Origin of the sequence: Flagellimonas amphidinii (assembly GCF_013090115.1) — a bacterium.
Taxonomy (GTDB): domain Bacteria; phylum Bacteroidota; class Bacteroidia; order Flavobacteriales; family Flavobacteriaceae; genus Flagellimonas; species Flagellimonas amphidinii.
On sequence record NZ_JABFNN010000021.1, the window covers coordinates 169,001 to 190,873 of the forward strand.

Here is a 21,873-nt window from a genome sequence, read left to right on the forward strand (position 1 = left end):
TTTAAAAATTTACATTAAGCCCTAGGGTAAACGTTCTTACCGTAGGATATTTATCTCTGCTATCCGTGCCTTGGGTTAATGCCCCACTAGCACCATTAACAAGTTCTGTAGTTCTAATAATTTCTGGATCTATACCCGAATAGTTGGTGAAAATGGCCAAATTATTACCGGTAGCGTATACCCGTAATGATTGAAGAAATTTCAATTTATCTACATTAAAATTATACCCCAAAGTAACGTTGTCCAATTTCACATAATCTCCATCCTCAACATAGTAACTCACAAATGTTTGTGGTGTGGCCAAGGCCACATCCTTTCCATAGATTGGATCGTAAGCAGAATCCAGCACATTATAAGTGACATTAGGGTTTTCATAAAAAACACGTTGCGCATTGATAATCTGAAAATCGAAAGCACCCCTAAGCAAAAAGCTCAAGTCAAAGTTTTTATAGCGGAAGGTATTAGTTATACCAGCAATATAACTAGGAAAACCATTACCTAAAATTTGTTTATTATCATCAGTATCCAATTCTGTACTCCAAGGCACTTGACTCCCATCAGGCAACTCTATAACCCATAAACCATCATCATCAATACCTACTGATTTTAGACCCCAAAAATTACCAATAGGCTGTCCTACTTCATTCCTATGGGTGACTTGAGATACGGGTTCACTCAAAGTAAAACCGGGAATGAAATTTCCGTCAATCTCATATAAATCATTGGAAAGGCTTAACAATTCATTTTTGTTATGCGACACCGTTATGTTCGTATCCCATGAAAAATCACCTGTTTGTATAGGGGCTACATTCAATAATACCTCAAAACCTTTGTTTTCCATTTCTCCAACATTTGCCAAAGTAGTACTAGCTAAATTCGGAGGTTCTGGAACTCCAAAATCCCACAACATTCCTTCGGTTTTTTTGCGATACAAATCAACACTACCACTAATTCGGTTATTGGCAAAGGCAAAATCAAGTCCTAAATTGACCTCCTTGGACACTTCCCATTGCAAATCAGGGTTGGGATTATAATTGGCATCCAAACCTTGTACCCAATCTCCATTGTTATAAAAAGTACCTGAGTACTGCAACAAAGTCAACGACCTATAGGAATCATTGGGCAACACTCCGGTTTCACCATACCCCACGCGCAGTTTAAGGTTGTTTACAAAATCTACATTCTCCAAAAAGGATTCATTGCTGAGTGTCCATCCAGCTGAGATAGCTGGGAAATTTCCCCATTTATTGTTTTCACCGAATTTTGAGGAACCTTCACGTCTAAAACTAGCCAAAAGGTTAAACCTTCCATCAAAACCATACGTAAACCTCCCAAAGAAACCAATCAATGTATTATCGGATTTCGAACTACTCATACCTCCAAGACCATTGTCTATACCCTGACCTGCTCCTAAATTATTATAGGTAAAAGCATCTGTGGGGAAATCCTGATTATTGGCCCAAAATCCTTCTGTTACAAAATACTGATAACTATACCCCCCTAAAACAGAAAAATTGTGCTTATCAAAATACTTACTGTATTTTGAGGTAATCTCCATTAAATCAGTCTTATTTTGTTCCGTTGAGCGAGAAGCAAAACCATTTCTTTGCTCTCCATTATACCCTAGATATTCTTTTTTCTCGGCATACCCCCTTAGGTTAGTGCTCTGCCTAGTTGCCACCATAATATTGTTTTCCCATCCTTCAAGAGGTGTAAGAGTCACATTCCCTGTCAACCGCATCCATTTATTTTTAATAATGCCGTCCGTCAATTCAATCATCCCCACAGGGTTCACATATTGTAAAATACTTGTGTTTTGAACGAAGGAATCATCATCGTTCCTTACCCTATCCGTAGGGTTTCTAATTAGAGCTTGCCTGTATATCAAATTGTTAAACGCAGAGCCATCACCAAGTGCTCCTAAGTTTTGGATACCATTCACTATATTGGCGTTTACCTTTAGCAAGCCATTAAACATGGTATGGTTTACATCGGCACTAATGCGAAATTCTTCATTGAATGATTTTTTAAATACCCCTTCTTGATCGATATAGTTCACATTCACAGCATAAGTAGATGTCTCATTACCCCCACTATAGTTTAAATTGTGGTTGTGTGCTACGGCCGTTCTGGAGATTTCATCCAACCAATCGGTAGCATACCCTAAATCGTCCCCAAAATTTGGCAATGTTTTTCCTTCTGCCAACAGCAGTCTAACATCATTGGCATCCAAAAAATCGGCAGTCCTCCCAAAAGAAGACATGGATGTATAATGCGAATACGTAAGTGTTGGAGCCATATTACCTTTACCCGATTTAGTGGTAATTAGAATCACACCATTAGCACCTCTAGTACCGTAAATCGCAGATGCCGATGCATCTTTCAACACATCAATACTTTCAATATCTTCCGGGGCCACACTGTTAAGATTACCTGGCAATCCATTAATCAATACCAATGGATCCGCATTTCCTTGAAGGGAAGATATACCTCTTAACGAAATAGAAGAAGTAGCCGAGGGGTCACCAGAACCATTACTGATGCTCAAACCAGCCACTTTCCCCCTAATTAAGTCAGCAGCATCTCTTACGAAGCCTGGATTAAAATCTTCTGGTTTAACCGTGGCAATTGCTGTGGTCACCTCTTCTCTATTTTGGGTACCGTAACCAATAACCACGACCTCACCTAGCCGTTCCAAATCTTCCTGTAACACAACATTGATGACAGATGTTGAGCCAACCGAAATCTCTTTGGTCTTAAAGCCTAAATAGGAAAAGACCAAAACACCATCAGGTGCCGCAGTTATTTCATAGTTCCCATCAAAATCTGAAACCGTACCGTTGTTGGTATTTTGCTCCACAACAGATGCTCCAACAACAGGAATTCCCTGCTGATCGGTAATTGTTCCTGTTACCCTTTGCTGCGCAAGGGCAAACTGCAAGAAAAACGAACAAAAAGCAAAAACCAAAAGTTGCTTTTTTGCAAAATTGGTTCCTAAAAATGTTCTTTTTAATAAGTTAGCCATTCTCATAATCTACTTTTTAGTTAGTTGGTTTTTTTACTTAAAACTCATTGTCCCAAACCTTTATAATTTATTAAAGATTAATAAGCGTAAAATTTACACTTGTAAATGTATGGCTATGCTTAAAAAAAAAGTGATGAAAGTTATCCTCTTCTTGTATTATATTAACCAATATTGGAATATTAGGACGATTTCCAAGAAAATTACTACCAATAATCTGCTATTACAATGGATTCTAGAGGAAGAAATCATAATGAGGAATGCTAAAACAATCCATCAATATGAATCCATTTTATTAAGGTGTTTTTTAAGTTAAAAAATGGTAAGCTTATTGAAAAACAATCCTAACGAAGTAGAACTTATGTCTATTTATCATTTGTATTTCAAAAATTGAATTGACTCATCATTTCGTGCAAAAACTACATATTTATCTCCCGAAGGCGTTTGAGCCATTTTTTGTGCCTTTTTTACATCTCCTTTTACAAACAGACCACTTTCATAAGGAAATAACGCTTTAAAAGTATTATCACCATTCCCCAACAGAACAATTCCGTAGCTTGCATCGTTTCTTGGAGTTTCCACCTCAGAGCCATATAGATTTCCCGCCATTATAGCATCCATGTTCCCATCTCCATTGTAATCATCCACTAAAATGCTGTTCACAGATGAAAATTGAACCGTGGGTGGTAGTTCTTTTACCTTGAATTCAAAATCCCCGAGATTTTCAATATAGACTGAGGAAAAGGTATTGGCTTTATAATGTAATGATGCGTTCAAGTTTTCAGTTCCATATACTTTAGCAAGGTCTGCTGCACCAAATTCATCATATGTTGAAAATTTCTTCTTTATAAAGGGCATTTGATCAGAACTGCATTGTCTACCGCGTAGTGGATAAACTTTTCCTTCCTCATGATATCCCAAAACAATATCCAAAGTCCCATTTTTATCAAAATCGTTGGCATAAATTTCAAAAGGCTCTTCATCAGAAGCTTTGTATTTATAATTTTCACCCAGATTCCCAGCCATTATATCAAGATCACCGTCATTGTCAAAATCTGCCAAAACAATACTATACCACCACCCTACATAATTGTTTAGTATGGTCTTCCCAGTATTATCAAAAAAATGACCATTTCTGTTCTCAATGACTTTAATGGGCATCCATTCTCCTGAAACAATGAGATCTAAATCGTTATCATTATCGATATCTGCCCATTGGGCATCTGACACCATGCCCAATTCCTTTAAAAAGGGAGCGACTTCATCCGAAGCATTCACAAAACCAATTTTACCGCTTTGAGTTTCATTTCTTAGTATTGTGCTTGATGGAGAAAAGGGATATTTACCTGGTACAGTTTTTCCGCCTACAAACAAATCCATATCCCCGTCATTGTCATAATCGGCCGCAGTTACACAAGCGCCACTTGTAGTTATGTTAGGTAATACTTTGGAAGTCTTAACAAATATGCCTTCCCCTTTATTTTCATAGAAACGATCTTGGTAATAAGTGCTTGATGCTTCTTTCTCATTTCCACCAGAAACGACATAAAGGTCTAGATCGCCATCATTATCAGCATCAAATAATTCGGCTGCACTATCTTCTTTATTCCTATCCTTTTCCCAGATGGTTACATTGGTTTCCCTAAAATCCCCATCTCTTCCTTGCAAAAAGAGAGAGGCTGCTTGTCCCAATGCTCCTCCAACAAAAAAATCATCAAGTCCATCATTATTTACATCCCCAACAGCCAACGCAGGGCCATTTTTGGAATATCTGTGAGGCAAAAGAATCTCTTTCTCAAAATCATCATATTCGTTTTCCCTGTGCACAAACAAATCCTCGAATTCTTCGGCACTTTTAAAAATAGGTTTATTAAGTTCTTTATTGTGATTTTTCTCTTCATGCACTACATTGACATAATCAACAAGCAAGGTCTGATTAGCATCAACTCCGTACATTATTTGTTGTTTTCCATCCGGCCATTGTACCCGTATTGAAGAAATACTATCCTCTTCTCCCACTCCAAAATGAAGGGTGTTACCCACCGAAGATTGAAATCCTCTCGAAACATAGAGCTCTTTGGTCTGTTTCACGTCATTTTCTTCAACCTCAACCTTACAACCTATTCCAAAAGTATTTCCCTGTGGTCCTTTAAACTTTATCTTTAGATAATTGCCTCCTTTTGATGATTCAACGGTATTATTCTGATAAATAGTGGCAGGCTCATTAATATTGTTTCCCACAATATCCAAATCACCATCATTGTCCAAATCCACATAAACGGCACCATTGGTTACTGAGGGCATATGTAAATTCCACTTTTTGCTCATCTCTTTGAAAGTGAAATCTGAATTGTTCAGATATAATAGATTGACTTCCTTTTTCTCTGGCATCCTCTTTAAAAGGTCATCATAATAGTCGGCTATGAGGGAATCTCTATTGGCATATTTCTTCATATCGTCATAGAGTTTGGACACTCTTTGACGTTTGTACAAAATAAAGTCGTTGTTTCTGAAGGACCTCACTACTCCATTGGAGACAAATAAATCTTGCCAACCATCATTGTCCATATCAAAAAAAAGCGGCGCCCAACTCCAATTTGTAGCAGCAAGACCAGAGAATTGTGCAATGTCAGAAAATGCAGGAATCAAACCTTTTCCCAGCATATTTCCTTGGTTAAGCTGAACCGTATTGAACATATATTGATGGTGTAGACCTTTATCCACCAAATTATAAAAGCGTTTCGGGTTCATACCGCTCATATTGGTCTTTAAATCGTAGTTGTTATTGGAGACCATATCAACAGTAATGAAATCCATGAGGCCATCATTATTGATATCAGCCACATCATTGCCCATGGAAAAGTTAGATATATGGTTGGTTGCTTCATTCATGACTTCTTTAAAAGTGCCATCCCCTAGATTTAAATACATATGATCCCGCTCCGAATAATCCATTCCAACAATTATATCGGGCCACTTATCATTATTGATATCACTAATGGACACCCCAAGGCCATAACCAATACCGTTGTTGACAATACCACTTTCTTTTGAGACATCGGTGAAGTGATTGTTGTCATTTCTAAATAGCTTGTTATTGCTGTAGCCCGACTCAGCATCCAATAAAGCATCAAGGTTTGCTTCTGTTTCGCCGGGGTCAGTGTTATGGTTGAGCAGAAACATATCTAAATCTCCATCTCTATCGTAGTCAAAAAAAGTAGCTTGTGTGGAATGGTCAGGAATATCCAAACCATATTTAGAAGCTTGTTCATCAAATACCGGAACGCCATCTGCATTAGTACCAGTATTGATGTACAATTCGTTCCGTCTTGATTCAGGATTGGGATATTTACCCGATTTGGAAATATAGATATCTAAAAGGCCATCTGAATTAATGTCTACCGTTGTAACCCCAGTTGAAAATCCTTTTTTACCTTGAGCATGCGCCTGTGCGGTTACCCGTTGAAATTTCAATCCTCCCTGGTTCAAGTAAAGGGCATTATCAGAAAGATTCGCTGTAAAATACAGATCGGCCAAACCATCATTATTAAAATCCCCAACTGCAATGCCTCCGCCATTATACAAGTATTCATAGACCACTCCATTAACACTTGGGCTTTCATTGATTCGATTTATAAAATCAAGTCCAGACTTCTCAACCGGAAGAAAACTGTAGCGTGCCTTTTCTTCAATATCATGTTCATTTTCACTATTGTCTTGCTTACGATCGCAACTAAAAAAAATCAGTGTTAGACCGAATAGAACCAATAGCTTTACTTTAATGGCCATGTTCTAATATTTTGATTATTCTTTGTACCCTCTTAATACGCTTAACTTACCTGATGGGGTATCTGTACGGGAGTGGTAACGTATTTCGTATCTTTCTTGGAACCCATCTGATTCAAAAATTGGCTTTTTGGGAATTTTAAGAACCAATTGCTTTTTGTCCAACGCTAAAATTTGTAGCCTAACTGTATCTTTTGCATTGTTGGTCGAGGAAAGAAAAAGGCTATCAGTGTCGCTAAAACTATAATAAAAACTACGGTAGGTTCCGTATTTGGATTCACGCATTATACTATCCTTGCTATACACGCAAATTCCCCAATCACCACCTTCTTTAGTTTTTGTGGATGAAAATCCGTTGTAGTACGTAAATGTGGAATCAACTTTCCATGCACCTAATAAATGGTCTTGTTTTAGATTTTTCTTATTACATTTTGTTAGGACAGCACAGCACAGCATAGCTATAGCCCATAATCTTAAATCTGATTTTTTGATATTGGTTTTCATGACCTAAAACTGAAAATAAGAAAACTATTTATTCTTTCCACAAGAACATTATATGGTATGTAATAGCAAGGGACAACTAAAAAAGCTGCCCCATTGCTCAATTAACTAATTATACAAAACTAACTCAATACCCGTCATTTTGCTCTATAACTCCATTTGAAAGATCAATTTCTCTCTGAGGAATAGCAAAATAATAATGCTTTGGTTTCGTAAAAGTCCGAGCAGGTTTAAACTGTCCTCGGTCAATTTGAAAATGTTGTACCAAATCAATGATTCCGGCTTTGTCCCATCTTTTTAAATCGGCAAAACGCTGATTTTCACCTGCTAGCTCAACACGGCGTTCATGGATCAATTCAGTCATACCTGCTCCAGAAATTGCAGCTCCAGCTCCCAAAGAACGTGTACGCACTGCATTCAATTCAGCATCACCTGCACCAGCACCATCTCTCCTGATTTTGGCTTCGGCCACAACCAAGTAGATATCAGAAGAGCGAAGAATAGGAATATTCTGACCTCCGTCCAAACCTCCACTCGATCTCCATGAGGCAAATTTTCTGAAGTGGTAGTTGGTCTGTGACAAGCCTTCCACATATTCGGTCACACCTGCATCACCTCCTAAATCAACCATATCGCCCAATTTGAACACGGTAGCTTCCAAACGGGGGTCGCCGGTTTCAAACTCGTCCACCAAATCTTGGATGGGTTCGTGAAAGTCCCACCCACCCCAAGGTCTTGGCGTCGTATAGATCCGATAATCCTGGGAGTTCCAGTTGTCCAAACATTGTACGGCAAACAATACTTCAGGATTGTTCTCCGTTGCTATGGCAAAGCTATCAGCAAAATCCCCTGCCAAGGCATAAGGTCCATTAATAACCTTCTCCCCTGCTGTAATGGCACCATTTAAGTCATCCATATACAAATAGAGCTTGGCCAAAAAACCATTGACCGTACCGCTGGTTGGACGCCCTATATCATCCCCTGAATAACTGGCGGGCAATAGGTCAACGGCTTTCAACCAATCGGCTTCAATGGCCGCTTGAAACTCGGCCACGGTTGGTTTAGGCTGGTTGAACTCATTATTGATGTAGTTCTCTTCGGTTACAATGGGTAAGGCCCCATAAATAACATGCTGTCTCCATCTGGCAAAACCCCGCATAAAATAGGCTTCACCCAAAACCCTATTTTTAAGGGTCTGATCCATTTCAATATCAGGGACGTTGATCAACACGGCATGGGCACGGTTGACAATCTCGTATTTGCGGCTATAGCTTGATCGCAATTGCGAATTGGCAGCATCAAACGTTAAATCTTCAATGGCTTGGTCTTCACCGTGGTCACCAGCCCTCCAAAAATCATCGCTGACAATTTCAAAGGTCTGTTCACTATGGCCGTAAAAATCCTCATCGTCCAAGGGTTCATAGAGCGCGTTGGCCGCAGCCACGGCATCATCGGCATTTCTCCAAAATTGATCGGATGTGGACTGACCAAAAGGTTCAGTATCTAAATAATCTTCTGAACATGCCATTGCAAATACCAAGGACACAATCAAGATATATTTACTATTTTTCATCTTTATAGCTTTTTTTGATTAAAATTTAATGGTGGTTCCTAAGGTAAAGGTGCGCGCCTGTGGGTATTGGGCGTAATCCACATTCTTTTGTAGATTTCCATATGTATTCTGGTTGATGTATCCCAATTCAGGATCCATTCCAGAATAATCGGTAATGGTAAACACGTTTTGACCAGTAACATAAATCCTGATTTTTTCAATACCTATAGGATTGAGAATTTCTGAAGGAAGGTTATACCCTATCGATAAGTTCTTCAACCTAAAGAAGCCTCCATTTTCCACAAAAAGATCAGAGGTCCGGTGGTTGAGGTTGTCTCTATTGGTGGTCATCCTGGGAATGCTATTACTCGTCCCTTCGCCATTCCAACGGTTGATGGCCTCTGCATACATATTAAAGGGATAGGTGGGATCCAAGCCCTGCATACGGTCGGCATTATAGATATCCACACCGGCCTCACCCAAGAAAAAGGCGTTAATATCAAAATTCTTGTAGTTCAACCCAAGATTAAGACCATAGGTAACGTCTGGGTTGGGATCGCCAATAACAACCCTATCCTGATCATCAATAATGCCATCGCCGGTCATATCCACAAAACGTACATCCCCTGGCTGTATAGACCCTGCCGCTCTTCGTGGATCATTGGTAATATTGGGATCATTGGCAACTTCCGAAGCATTTTGGTACAAACCATCGGTACGCCATCCATAAAATGTGCCAATGGGTTGACCAACAAATGTTCTGGTAATCTCTTGATTAGGCCTTCCATAAAATTGACTCTGTAAAAATTCATTCTCCCCTAAATCGAGTATTTCATTGTCGATGAATGAGGCATTGGCAGCAATACTGAAGGACAGATCATCTCCAAAAGTACCATTGTAGCTAAGTTCAATTTCTAGTCCTTTGTTTCGCAACGAACCTACATTTTGGTCGGGAATGTCAGCACGCCCCAATGAACTCAAGGATGCAGGGGCCAATAGCATATCTTCGGTTTCCTTAATGAAATAGCCAACCTTACCGTTTAACTTGTAGTCAAACAAATCGAATTCCACCCCAAAATCAGTCAATTCGGCAATTTCCCAGCCTATGTTGACATTCGGTATCCTTGAAAGACTTGCTCCAGTAATCTGTTCACCTCCAAAGGAATACCTTCTACTGGCATTGATCAACGCCAAATATTGGAAGGGGTCTACATTTTGATTGCCCAAACGTCCCCAACTACCGCTTAGTTTTATATTATCGATGGTATTGCTTTTGAACCAGTCTTCTTCAGAAACTCGCCAACCCGCAGAAAAAGCAGGAAAGTTGCCCCAACGGTTGTCCTCTGCAAAACGGGATGTACCATCCCTTCTGAATACGGCCGAGAATAGGTATTTGCCCTTATAGTCATAGTTCAATCGACCAAAATAAGAGGCCAAGCGAATTTTTTCCTTATTTCCGCTAATATCATCCAAGGTTTCACCCGATTCAGGTACGCGTTGTGTAGGGTCTTCATTGGAAAAACCATCGATTTCCGCAGAAAACCAATCCGTCTCAAATGCCTGAGTGGTATACCCTCCCACAAATTTCACATTATGGGCATCGGCAACGACCTTTTGATAGGTCAAATAATATTCGTTGAGCAAGGAATATTGTTCCTCATACCTACGATACAAATCGGCAATATCATTTTGCCGTGTTTGATCGGTAATCTGGGGTGAATACTCATCCCAATCCTTTAAGGTGGCATCCACCGCAAAATTGGCCCTGAACTTCAATCCTTCCATAAGGTTAAATTCGGTGTAGATATTGCCCAACAAACGGTTTCGGGTTTCTTCCTGATCAGTGATATCCACCATATAAACGGGGTTATTGATATCCCCAAATTCCGTACTGACCTGTGTAGAACTGTAGGAGCCATCTTCATTTCTTACCGGAAGCGCAGGATTGAAACGAATGGCACTCCATAAGTAACCACTTTGGGCAGAATTGGTATTCAAAAAATTGCCGCTTTGACGGGTCAACTGCATATTCTCACCAAAAGTCAGCCATTTAGTCAATTTATGATCGGAATTTATTCTAAAATTAATTCTCTTATAGAAAGAATTTTTTATCATCCCGTCCTCTTTAAAATACCCTCCTGAAATAGAATAGGCTGATTTTTCAGAACCTCCCGTAATGGTAAAATCAATGTTATTGGTGGAACCCGTACCCAGCAATTCGTCTTGCCAGTTGGTACGCTGCACGGCATAATAGGGATCGTCCCAAATGGCATTTCCTTCTATACCGTCATTAGTGTACCGTTCTTTTTTTAACGTTACCAAATCAGGAGCCTCCAACACATCGATCGTTTTAATGGCATTGGAAAATCCGGCATAGCCATTTATGGTAACCGATAATTTTTGGTTGCGACGGCCTTTTTTGGTGGTCACGAGCACTACCCCGTTAGCGGCCCGAAGCCCGTAAATAGCTGAAGTAGAAGCATCTTTCAATACTTCGATGGATTGAATATCATTGGGGTTGATATCGTCGATGCTTCCAGAGGGAACACCATCAATAACAACTAAAGGTGAAGCATTGTTCACCGTACCTGTACCCCGCACCCTAATCTGTCCTGCTTGACCTGGTGCACCACCGTTGCGCACCACATTTACCCCAGCCGCACGGCCTTGCAAGGCTTGAGAAGCTCCGGGAACGGGAACATTTTCAATAGCTTCACCGCCTACGGACGCCACAGAACCCGTTACTTTGGTCTTTTCTTGGGTTCCATAACCTACAACAACAACTTCATCTAGACCAGCAGCATCCTCAGCCATAGTAATCGACATCGCAGTTTGTACGTCAACAGGCACTTCCATTGTTCTAAATCCTAGATAAGAAATAACCAGGACAGCATTTTCGCCAGCCACATCTATGGAAAAATTTCCATCAAAATCTGTTAACGTACCATTGGTGGTTCCTTTTTCTAAAATATTGGCGCCAGCCAAGGGAATTCCATTGGAGTCCAAGACACTACCAGTTACTGAGTATTGTAATTTTTCTGGCTTATTGATAATATCCCAAGATTTTTCATCTCTTTTCTGAAAGAGTAAAATCTTCCTATTGTCCACTTCATAAGAAGTTTGGGTCCTGGAAAAAAGTTTATCTAAAACCCTATTGATTCTTTGTTTTCTTACAGTGAGGGAAATTTTTCGATTAAGATTTACCTCTTTAATATTAAAAAGAAACTTAAATTCTGTAGTTGCTTCAATTTCATCAATCACTTCAGCTACAGTAGCGTTCTGAATATCAAGCGAGACCCGCACGTTCTGGGAATATGAAGAATTGGCTCTTATCATGAACACCGTAGTGAAAAGAAAAAGAAACGAAAGCTTCATTTTTAGGTCTAGCTTAAACTCCCAAGGTCCAAGGAACCATGAGTTTATTGGTTTTTTCATAATTTTGAATGTTTAATAGTGGTTACTCGTTTTTTTGATCACTTAACATATCGGGGAATGTGCCAGCATTTCCCGATTTTTTGTTCAACTAATTTCCCCGTTGAACTTTAAGTATTAATTTGGTTTTATTTGATTTTTACTTCATTGATACTAGGATGATTTTTTAGTTAGTTAATTATTATTGTATCATTTGCAATTTTATATTCTATTTGATACACCTTGTTAAAATATCGTAAAATGTCATTTATGTTTTCGTTTTCAACCTCAAAACTGGCATTGAAAACCTCATTGTCAAGTTCCCTATTATTGTTAATTATTCTCACATTATAGAGACGTTCCAACCGCTTGGCAATATTTTGAAAACGGGCGTTTCTAAACACAACATCACCTTCCACCCAAGCCGTATATATTGAGGTATTTACTTTTTTCGTAGAAATAGTCTTTTCAACTTTGTTGAATGATCCTTTTGCGCCGGGTTTTAAAATCACATTTTCAACAGTCCCATTGTCACCAGGGTCAAGGTCTACAGACCCTTCTACAAGTACAACATCGGTGAACGTGTCCTCAGTGTAATTGGCCACATTAAATTTTGTACCCAATACTTGTACGCTCAACTCGTCAACATTCACTAAAAAGGGGTTTTCGGTATCCTTTACAACATCAAAGAATGCTTCTCCATTCAAGAATACCTCCCTATTTTGACCAGGAATAAACTGTACAGGAAATTTTAGAGACGTACCTGCATTCAAGAAGACATGGGTTCCATCAGAAAGGACAACATCAAAACGTTTACCATATGGAACTGTCAGTGTATTGTATACTAGTTCGTATGTTGCTGGAGCTGTATCATAAACAAGTTTAGAACCTTGTTGTTTCCCAAGAATATTACCTCTCCGATCCTTTACTTGTACTGAACCATTTTCCTCAATTACCCTTGTGGTGCCATCTTCCAATTGTAAGGTTATGACCTCTTCTTTTGGGACTATAAGTTGTTGGTCTGAATCGTTTTGGCCAAATTCATTATTGATAAAATATCCAGCCCCAACCATAAATAAGAGGATAGCGGCATATTTAAGAAAAAAATTGGTGGAAAGTATCCTTCTTTTTCGTTTTTCTTTGCGTATTTCTTCTAATAAACTAAATCGAATAGCGCTGGAATCCGGGTTGCTATTGGCCAGTGTAACAATGAAATGTGTCTTTACATACTCCTCAAAAACGGAATGGTTTTTTAGGTCTTTAATCCAAACTTCCAAAACCCTCAATTCCTCTACATTAGCAGATTTATTGACAAAATTTACTAGACATTTCTCAATTTCGGGGGACACCATATTCCTTTTATCTTATTTAAATACCAAGCAAATTTTTGACACCCCTATAAAATTTTCAAGTTTTTTTTTAACCATCACATTTTTTTTAACTTGTATTCATGAATCTTGATAAAAAGTTCCAGGATAACAAAATTTTGATTTCCGCATTAAAAAACGGAGATGAAAAGGCATATATGTTTTTACTGGACGAATACCATTCTAAATTACATGCATATGCATTGGGTCTTATCAATGATTTTTCAATGGCACAGGATATTGTTCAAACTGTTTTTTTAAAGACATGGCAATTTCGACAAAAACTGGACGCACGATTTTCAATCCAAGGATTTCTGTACAAATTGGTATACAATGAGTTCGTAAATACCTACCAAAAAAATCAATCTACACTATTATTGCAACGCAAATACATTGAATCCCTCAACAATGTTGTTGAAAAAACCGATAAGGAGGAAATGGCAACATTGGTGGCATTGGTCACAAAAGAAATCGCCAAACTGCCAGCCAGATGTCAACAAATATTTAATTTAAGTAAGAGTGAAGGCCTCACCAATATGGAAATAGCTGAACATTTGAATATTTCTGTTAAAACTGTTGAAAATCAAATCACCAAGGCCTACTCTATTCTGAGAAAACAGCTGAAAGACAAATTTGAAATGGTCATGTTTCTAGTTTTTGGTCAAAGCAACTATGAAATTCAATAAATCTGGAAAATACAACCTGCAGCGTTAAGAACATGCGCTCTTTAAACTAAAACTCTTTGGGTTGACAACTTAATTATTTGTCATTTGCATTATATATTTGTGATGTGCCAGCAAATTGATTCCAAAAAGAAATATCTCAAAATATTTTGGAATCCCTCCTAATTTTTACTAATCAAATACCTGGTTTTCCAATGCGTAAAATCATTAAAATGTATATTTCTGGCATTTCCTTTGTTTTGAGTTCATTTTTGACACTTGTCTTTCTTTTTGGATATAATTCAAACACATTTGCTCAAAACCCCTCTTTTTTAGATCAAGTAAACCTCTTTGTTGGAACAGCTATAAGCAAAGTTCCAACCAAATGGGGAAAAGAAGGTGGGACGTATCCTGGTGCGGTCGCCCCTTTTGGCTATATACAAATCTCCCCTGAAACTTCTGTTGCTCCACTTAAAGGATACTATTATTCAGACAAGGAACATATTTATTTTTTCAGTTGTATGGAACACTACAGTGGGTATCCAATGGGTTCCACCGGAAAAGTACAGTTAATGCCCGTTATATCTCCTGAAAATTTCCAACCCAATAGTACTACGCGCCCCTTTTCACATGACAAAGAGACTGCACATCCGGGTTATTACAAAGTAGAATTAACAGATAATGGCACATGGATTGAAACTACAGCAACTACCAGAAGTGGTATTTTCAGGATTCATTTTCCCGAAAACACCACTCCACATATTTACTTGGGAGATGTTGGAGAGATTGAACAGATAGACTCCATTACCATAAAAGGCAATTATAGAAATAGTTGGTTTCAAACCAATAGGCCAATAGTTAATTTGCTTCGCAAGAAAAAAGGAGTAATCCTAAATTTTGCTCCAGAGAAACAAGGATCAACCATTGTTGAAATTCGTCTTTCGAGCTCTACGGTAAGTCATGAAAACGCAGAATTAAATGTAAAAACTGAATTAGGGGACTCTACCTTTTCAAGTATAGTTGAAAAAACAGAAGATAGTTGGAAGGCTCAACTCCAGAAGATTACAATTGAAGACAACAACGAATCACACAAAAGAACATTTTATTCAGCATTGTACCATGCCTCTTTATTACCATGGGTGATATCCGATGTTGATGGTAGTTATCGCGAATCAGATGGTCGCATAACACCATTGAAAGGAGGGGTTCAATATGGTGGTTTTTCCACTTGGGATACCTACAGAACTCTTCATCCCTTGTTGATTTTGTTGGACAGCAAACGTCAAACGCAAATGGTAGCTTCCCTTTTGAGGACCTCAGAGCAAACTGGACTTTTTCCAGCACAAGCAATGACAGGAAACCATAGTGTTCCCGTAATTGTGGACAGCTATTTAAAAGGTATCCCAATGGATACTAAAACTGCTTACAACGCCCTTTTGAACAATATTGACCGTCCTCCCTTTCGTCATGAAGATTTGGAACGCTATCATGAAATAGGTTATGTGCCTGCCTCCATATCAGAATCTGTCACTAAAACGGTAGAATATGCCTATGATGATTGGAGTTTAGCTCAATTTTCTAAAGTTACAAATCATCAAGAAGATTATGAACGGTTCCTGCAACGAAGCAATGCTTACCAAAACCTATTTCATTCTGAAAAAATGCAGCTTTTACCAAGAGACAGGTCTAAATTTTGGACAGACCCCGGCAACTTCGGTTACAAGGAAGGTAACGCACAAATCTATTCCTATGCGGTTGCCCAACGCCCCTATGATTTGATCAACCTTATGGGAGGTAAAGATTTATTTGTTCAAAGATTGGATACTTTGTTACGTTCTGGTGAGATACTGTTCGATAATGAAACAATTTTTCACATCCCATGGCTGTTCAACTATGCCCAAGCACCCGAAAAAACTCAAGAATGGGTCCGTTCTATTCTAAATAATCGATTTTCTGATAGTCCAGGCGGTATTCCTGGTAATGACGATTTAGGCTCTATGTCGAGTTGGTATCTGTTCAGTGCTTCTGGCTTTTTCCCTACAGCACCGGGCAATCCAGTTTACGATTTAGCTGCTCCTTTGTTCAAAAAGATACATTTTGATTTACCTGAGGGCAAGACTTTGATTATAGAGAACGAGCATCCAGATTATCCATATATCAAATCAATAGAATGGAATAACAAACCCTTGGAACAGCTTTGGATTTCACATGAGAAAATTGCCAAAGGAGGTGTTTTGCGTTTCCATACAACCCAAGATGCTTCCCTTTGCATGGGGAAAAATCGTCCACATAAGGCTTCAGAAGATTTTGAGACCCCTGATTTCAGCTTGGAAACGAATGGAGTATCCGCTTCACAAACAGTTACTGATGAATTATTTTACATATACTATATTCTAAAAAATAAAGGTAGTTTAGGTACGCATATAGCTACTCTTTTTGTCGATGGAAAACCTTATTCCACTCAAAATAGAGTTGTATCAAAAGGTAAAGTCCTTATTGATTCAATTCCATGCCGACTTTACAAAACAGGCAAGGTAGCTGTTCAAATCAATGAATCAGTGCCACAAAGTATTACGGTCTCAAAGAGAAAAGGAAATCCAAAAGATCAATATAAGATTTCCAAATTATTGGCAAATCCCATGGTTCATTTGGGCGATTCCCTATTAGTAAGCTATTCGATACAAAATATTGGTTGGGAAAAGACTTCATTTAATATTCCTATTACCGTAGACGGAAAAGAAGTCTACAAAGACGAAGTTAGTCTTGAACCTGGTTCTCAATCCATTCGCTCGTTAAAATTATATGCTGGAAGCCGAGGTTTTCATAACCTAAAAATAAAGGCAGTGGAATCCACATTTAAAGTTTTCGATGAAGCTGATCAAACTATTTTACTGAATCTCTCTTTACGAAATAGGAAAAACGATACGATTTTGGATGCTTCTGGTTTTGAAAACCATGCCAAATTACAGACTACTGGCCCAACAATTAACAATCTAATTGAATATGGAGATAATACGCAAATCAAAATTCCCAAATCTCCCTCATTGGATAATTTGGAAAAATCCTTGACCATGATGGCCTGGGTCAAACCCAATGAAAATTCGGCAGCGGATATTCTGGCCAAAGGTGATCATCATGTACTTCAAGTAACTCTTGACAAAAAGCTCAATTTCTTTGCTGGAGGTTGGGGTCGTGGGGAATGCACTGTTCCTTTACCAAGTACTTGGAAAAATCACTGGCACCATATAGCCGGTGTATGTGATGGTTCAGGTCTAAAATTGTACATTGATGGGAAGCTTGTCGCCAAAACGAATCTAGATGATTCCAAAAATCTTATGGTAGCCGCACCTTGGTCTATTGGACGAAATTCGGAATTCCCAGGAGAACGTATCTTCAAAGGCAACATTGATCAAATACGTGTTTTTTCCGAAGCTCTGAATTCCGAAGAAATTCAAAGGCAACTTACTTTAACAAAAGTTCAGCTTTCTGAATAAGGGTTTTAGATAAATAAATCATTCCATTTACAATCCATTCACTAGAATTACTAACCTTTTTGGCATCGAGCTAAGTAAACGAAAAAAGCCTGAAAATGTATTATTTTCAGGCTTTTCAATGTATATGGTGACCGCGGAAGGATTCGAACCCTCAACCCTCAGAGCCGAAATCTGATATTCTATCCAGTTGAACTACGCGGCCTTAATTTTATGAGCTTAATTTGGCTTTTACAATTGCAGAAATCGTCTTTCCATCTGCTTGTCCTGCCAATTCTTTGGTGACCATCCCCATCACTTTCCCCATATCTTGCATACCTGTTGCTCCAATTTCTTCAATGGTAAGCACCACCACTTTTTCTATTTCTTCTTCTGTGAGCTGTTCTGGTAAAAACTTCTCAATAACTGCCACCTGGGCTAATTCGGGAGCAGCTAAATCATCCCTCCCTTGTTCTTTAAAAATAGCCGCACTATCCTTACGTTGCTTAACTAATTTTTGAACAAGTTTCACCTCATCTTCTTCAGAAAGTTCTCCGCCAGCCCCTTTATCTGTTTTTGCCAATAAAATTGCCGACTTAATTGCCCTCAACGATTCCAAGGCAACTGAATCCTTGGCTTTCATTGCAGCTTTCATTTCTGTCATAACCTTTTCCTGCAGACTCATTTACTCTGTATTTTGGGCAGCGAAGATAAAAAATAAACCCGAAAGTCTCTTAACTTTCGGGTTTGAAGCTTTCCATTTAGAATGGAACACAATCTAAACACTACTAATCAACATTATCGTGTAAAAAAGAGTTGTTGGAACGCAGTTGAAGATCATCATTACTGTCTTCGCTTAAAGTGGTTCTAGAGACCTTTTGCTCTTTTGGAACATCGTTCAAATCAACTCCTTGCCTTTTGTAGGCGGGTTGTTTTTCTATCTCGTCAATACTATTTCTATTGTTCTGGAACTTATAGTTGAAGTTTTTCAACTTTTTTCTACGCTCATCAGCACGCTCTTTTAACAAATCACTGATGGAACTATTGAAAGGATCATTGCCTCCTGATGACTTTTCATCACCTGTAGCGGCTTTGGTCTCCAATGTCTTTTTCTCAAATACCAATTCATCTTCTACCAATTTTGGCTCATGGGTCTCCGCCACTGAACGAGCACCAGTTAATTTGGTTTCCAACTCCATGTATTCTTCCAAATTGTAACGGGTCTCTCCTTCTTTTTTGTATTCCAAGACAGGTTTTACTTCTACATATTCATTAACATCAATATCTTTTACACCTTCATCTAGATTAAAGGTAATGGTGTGCTCTCTTTCATCTTCATCTTCTTCAATTTGATTGAGTGGCATATCAAAACTCAATGTAAATTGATCTTCTTCCTTAGCTTTTGGCGAAACCACTTCTGCATCAATCACTTCTATATCATTTAGAATATTCTTAGCCTCGATAATGATAAAGTCATCTTCTACATTTTCTGGCACTACCTCTTCGTAAAAAACATTAAAGTTTCTGATATAGCTGGTAGTTGGAATCAAATCCAAATCTTTTTGCGGAGCTTGTTCCACTTCTTCTTCCATTTCTAAAGTGTGCTTTACCATTGTTGGCTCTGACTTAACCGGCACTTTTTCAATCTTAACTTCTTGAACCGAAGTGGCCTCTGGGGTCAAGTCTTGCTCTGCGGTTTGTTCATCTTCCAAGGTATAGAACACTTTTTTGCTTTCTGTATTTACAATATGGTCCTGTTGGTCCACATTGAATCCTGTTGCAATAACCGTTACGGCAATGGCTTCTCCTAAATCATTATCCTCACCAACACCCATAATGATGTTGGCTCCGTGACCTGCTTCAATTTGGATGTAATCATTGATTTCCCCAATTTCATCAATTGTGATTTCCTGCGTACCTGAAACGATGAGCAACAGTACGTTTTTAGCCCCATTGATCTTATTGTCGTTCAATAATGGTGAATCCAAAGCTTTCATAATGGCCTCATTGGCTCTGGAGGATCCTGAAGCTGTAGCCGACCCCATAATTGCCGTTCCACTATTGGACAATACTGTCTTGGCATCCCTAAGGTCAATATTCTGAGTATAGTGGTGGGTTATTACCTCTGCAATACCCCTAGCGGCAGTGGCCAATACTTCATCTGCCTTAGAAAAACCGGCCTTAAACCCAAGATTACCATAAACTTCCCTAAGCTTATTATTATTGATAACAATCAACGAATCCACATTGGCACGTAGCTTTTCTATTCCCGCCTGCGCTTGTTTGTTTCGCATAGCTCCTTCAAACTGAAAAGGTATGGTTACAATACCCACGGTAAGCACATCCATTTCTCTAGCTACCTTGGCAATAACCGGAGCTGCTCCTGTTCCGGTACCTCCACCCATTCCTGCTGTAATAAAGGCCATTTTTGTAGTATGTTCCAACATCCCCTTTACATCCTCCATACTTTCCAATGCTGCCTGTTCTCCAATTTCTGGGTTAGCTCCGGCCCCTAATCCTTCTGTGAGCGAAACCCCTAATTGAATTTTATTCGGAACTGGACTATTCTGCAATGCTTGTGAATCTGTATTGCAGATGACAAAGTCCACTCCATTGATTCCTGCTTGGAACATGTGGTTTATGGCGTTTCCGCCACCACCGCCAACACCGATTACTTTTATTACGTTGCTTTTGTTCTTGGGCAAATCAAAAGCTATGTTATCAAATTCTCCGTTTTTACTCATGACAGTCGTGTTTCGTTTTTATAGGGGTTATCGTATTACTCTGCATTGTCCAAGAAGTCCTTCAACTTTTCGGACCATTTATCAAAAATGGATTTTCTTTCTTTTTGTACCATTTGGGAAGAACCGGCAATCTGTTCTTGACCTACCAATACCTCTTCTTCAAGTATCTTTTCTTCCTCAACATTCATATACTTTCTTTCAGATTCCAAAGCATTCATCAACAGTCCAACCGCAGTGGCATATAATGGACTTGCAATTTCCTCATCAGAATCTCCAGCTAAGTGTTCGTTGGGGTAGCCAATTCTGGTATCCATACCTGTGATGTATTCCACCAATTGTTTCAAATGTTTGAGTTGACTTCCTCCACCGGTCAAGACGATTCCAGCAATCAATTTTTTCTTTTGCTCTTCATGACCGTAATTCTTGATTTCCACATACACCTGTTCCACTATCTCTACCACCCTTGCATGGATGATTTTGGAAAGGTTTTTCAAAGTGATTTCCTTAGGTTCTCTCCCACGTAATCCAGGAATGGACACTATTTCATTGTCCTTGTTCTCCCCTGGCCATGCGGAGCCAAATTTTATCTTTAACAATTCTGCCTGCTTTTCAATAATTGAGCAGCCTTCTTTGATATCATCTGTAATAACATTGCCTCCAAAAGGAATTACGGAGGTATGACGGATGATTCCATCCTTAAAAATGGCCAAATCAGTTGTTCCACCACCTATATCAATCAATGCCACCCCTGCTTCTTTTTCCTCTTGACTTAAAACAGCTTCTGCTGATGCCAAGGGCTCCAATGTGATGTTTCCTAAATCCAATCCGGCACTTTTGATGCATCGACCAATGTTTTTGATGGATGAAACCTGCCCTACTACTACATGAAAATTGGCTTCCAAACGGCCTCCATACATACCTTTTGGCTCTTTTATTTCAGATTGGCCGTCAACTTTGTATTCTTGTGGTAATACATGGATAATCTCTTCGCCCGGAAGCATGACCAATTTGTACACTTGGTTGCACAATTTATCCAAATCATCATCATTGATAACCTCTTCAGAATTTGCTCTGGTAATGTAATCGCTATGCTGAAGACTTCTAATATGTTGCCCCGCTATACCAACTACAACAGAACCTATTTTGAGACCTGAATTGACCTCTGCCTGTTCTACAGCTTGCTGGATGGATGAAATGGTCTGCGTTATGTTGTTGACCACTCCTCGATGTACACCCAGACTTTTGGATTTTCCAGTGCCCAGTATCTCTATTTTTCCATATTCATTTTCCCTACCAATGATTGCCACTATCTTGGTAGTTCCAATATCCAAACCAACTGAATAATTACCCTGTTCCAT

11 protein-coding genes and 1 tRNA gene are annotated in these 21,873 nt (G+C 38.9%); 2 read left to right on the forward strand and 10 right to left on the reverse strand.

The window, feature by feature from the left end:
- Position 1 precedes the first annotated feature (1 nt).
- The 6 genes from HJC33_RS02020 to HJC33_RS02045 form a co-directional block, all read right to left on the reverse strand.
- Positions 2-3,025 carry a SusC/RagA family TonB-linked outer membrane protein gene (locus HJC33_RS02020; RefSeq protein ID WP_246245462.1) on the reverse strand — a complete coding sequence of 1,008 codons (3,024 nt, stop codon included), beginning with the start codon at positions 3,023-3,025 and terminating at the stop codon, positions 2-4.
- Positions 3,026-3,394: 369 nt separating this feature from the next.
- Entirely contained in the window at positions 3,395-6,811 is a 3,417-nt protein-coding gene (locus tag HJC33_RS02025; RefSeq protein WP_171657114.1) for a VCBS repeat-containing protein, read from the reverse strand.
- Between the two features lie 15 nt (positions 6,812-6,826).
- Positions 6,827-7,312: a hypothetical protein gene (locus HJC33_RS02030; RefSeq protein WP_171657115.1), complete on the reverse strand. Its 486-nt coding sequence runs from the start codon at positions 7,310-7,312 to the stop codon at positions 6,827-6,829.
- A gap of 124 nt (positions 7,313-7,436) precedes the next feature.
- Complete coding sequence (locus HJC33_RS02035; protein WP_171657116.1) at positions 7,437-8,882, reverse strand: RagB/SusD family nutrient uptake outer membrane protein; 1,446 nt, start codon at positions 8,880-8,882, stop codon at positions 7,437-7,439.
- 18 nt (positions 8,883-8,900) lie between these two features.
- Entirely contained in the window at positions 8,901-12,296 is a 3,396-nt protein-coding gene (locus HJC33_RS02040; RefSeq protein WP_171657117.1) for a TonB-dependent receptor, read from the reverse strand.
- A gap of 167 nt (positions 12,297-12,463) precedes the next feature.
- On the reverse strand, positions 12,464-13,624 hold the full coding sequence (locus HJC33_RS02045) for a FecR family protein (protein WP_171657118.1): 1,161 nt from the start codon (positions 13,622-13,624) through the stop codon (positions 12,464-12,466).
- A 98-nt stretch (positions 13,625-13,722) separates the two neighbouring features.
- On the opposite strand from HJC33_RS02045, the gene HJC33_RS02050 reads away from it, so the two are divergent.
- Both HJC33_RS02050 and HJC33_RS02055 read left to right on the forward strand, forming a co-directional pair.
- A complete protein-coding gene (locus tag HJC33_RS02050; RefSeq protein WP_171657119.1) occupies positions 13,723-14,325 on the forward strand; it encodes an RNA polymerase sigma factor in 603 nt (200 codons plus the stop codon).
- A gap of 191 nt (positions 14,326-14,516) precedes the next feature.
- The gene (locus HJC33_RS02055; protein WP_171657120.1) at positions 14,517-17,795 is read left to right on the forward strand and encodes a GH92 family glycosyl hydrolase; all 3,279 of its coding nucleotides are present in this window, start codon (positions 14,517-14,519) and stop codon (positions 17,793-17,795) included.
- Positions 17,796-17,920: 125 nt separating this feature from the next.
- Here HJC33_RS02055 and HJC33_RS02060 read toward each other — a convergent pair.
- The 4 genes from HJC33_RS02060 to ftsA all read right to left on the reverse strand — a co-directional run bounded on the left by HJC33_RS02060 (position 17,921) and on the right by ftsA (position 21,873).
- Positions 17,921-17,997, reverse strand: a tRNA-Arg gene (locus HJC33_RS02060).
- A gap of 6 nt (positions 17,998-18,003) precedes the next feature.
- Positions 18,004-18,456 (reverse strand): GatB/YqeY domain-containing protein, encoded by a 453-nt coding sequence (locus HJC33_RS02065; protein ID WP_171657121.1) that lies wholly within the window; start codon positions 18,454-18,456, stop codon positions 18,004-18,006.
- 103 nt (positions 18,457-18,559) lie between these two features.
- On the reverse strand, positions 18,560-20,515 hold the full coding sequence (gene ftsZ / locus HJC33_RS02070; RefSeq protein WP_171657122.1) for a cell division protein FtsZ: 1,956 nt from the start codon (positions 20,513-20,515) through the stop codon (positions 18,560-18,562).
- Positions 20,516-20,550: 35 nt separating this feature from the next.
- Complete coding sequence (ftsA, locus tag HJC33_RS02075; RefSeq protein WP_171657123.1) at positions 20,551-21,873, reverse strand: cell division protein FtsA; 1,323 nt, start codon at positions 21,871-21,873, stop codon at positions 20,551-20,553.

Excerpts from the sequence above, each read along its gene's own strand:
- HJC33_RS02020 (WP_246245462.1), bottom strand. The coding sequence starts at position 3,025 with ATGGCTAACTTATTAAAAAGAACATTTTTAGGAACCAATTTTGCAAAA.
- HJC33_RS02025 (WP_171657114.1), bottom strand. The coding sequence starts at position 6,811 with ATGGCCATTAAAGTAAAGCTATTGGTTCTATTCGGTCTAACACTGATT.
- HJC33_RS02030 (WP_171657115.1), bottom strand. The coding sequence starts at position 7,312 with ATGAAAACCAATATCAAAAAATCAGATTTAAGATTATGGGCTATAGCT.
- HJC33_RS02035 (WP_171657116.1), bottom strand. The coding sequence starts at position 8,882 with ATGAAAAATAGTAAATATATCTTGATTGTGTCCTTGGTATTTGCAATG.
- HJC33_RS02040 (WP_171657117.1), bottom strand. The coding sequence starts at position 12,296 with ATGAAAAAACCAATAAACTCATGGTTCCTTGGACCTTGGGAGTTTAAG.
- HJC33_RS02045 (WP_171657118.1), bottom strand. The coding sequence starts at position 13,624 with ATGGTGTCCCCCGAAATTGAGAAATGTCTAGTAAATTTTGTCAATAAA.
- HJC33_RS02050 (WP_171657119.1), top strand. The coding sequence starts at position 13,723 with ATGAATCTTGATAAAAAGTTCCAGGATAACAAAATTTTGATTTCCGCA.
- HJC33_RS02055 (WP_171657120.1), top strand. The coding sequence starts at position 14,517 with ATGCGTAAAATCATTAAAATGTATATTTCTGGCATTTCCTTTGTTTTG.
- HJC33_RS02065 (WP_171657121.1), bottom strand. The coding sequence starts at position 18,456 with ATGAGTCTGCAGGAAAAGGTTATGACAGAAATGAAAGCTGCAATGAAA.
- ftsZ (WP_171657122.1), bottom strand. The coding sequence starts at position 20,515 with ATGAGTAAAAACGGAGAATTTGATAACATAGCTTTTGATTTGCCCAAG.
- ftsA (WP_171657123.1), bottom strand. The coding sequence starts at position 21,873 with ATGGAACAGGGTAATTATTCAGTTGGTTTGGATATTGGAACTACCAAG.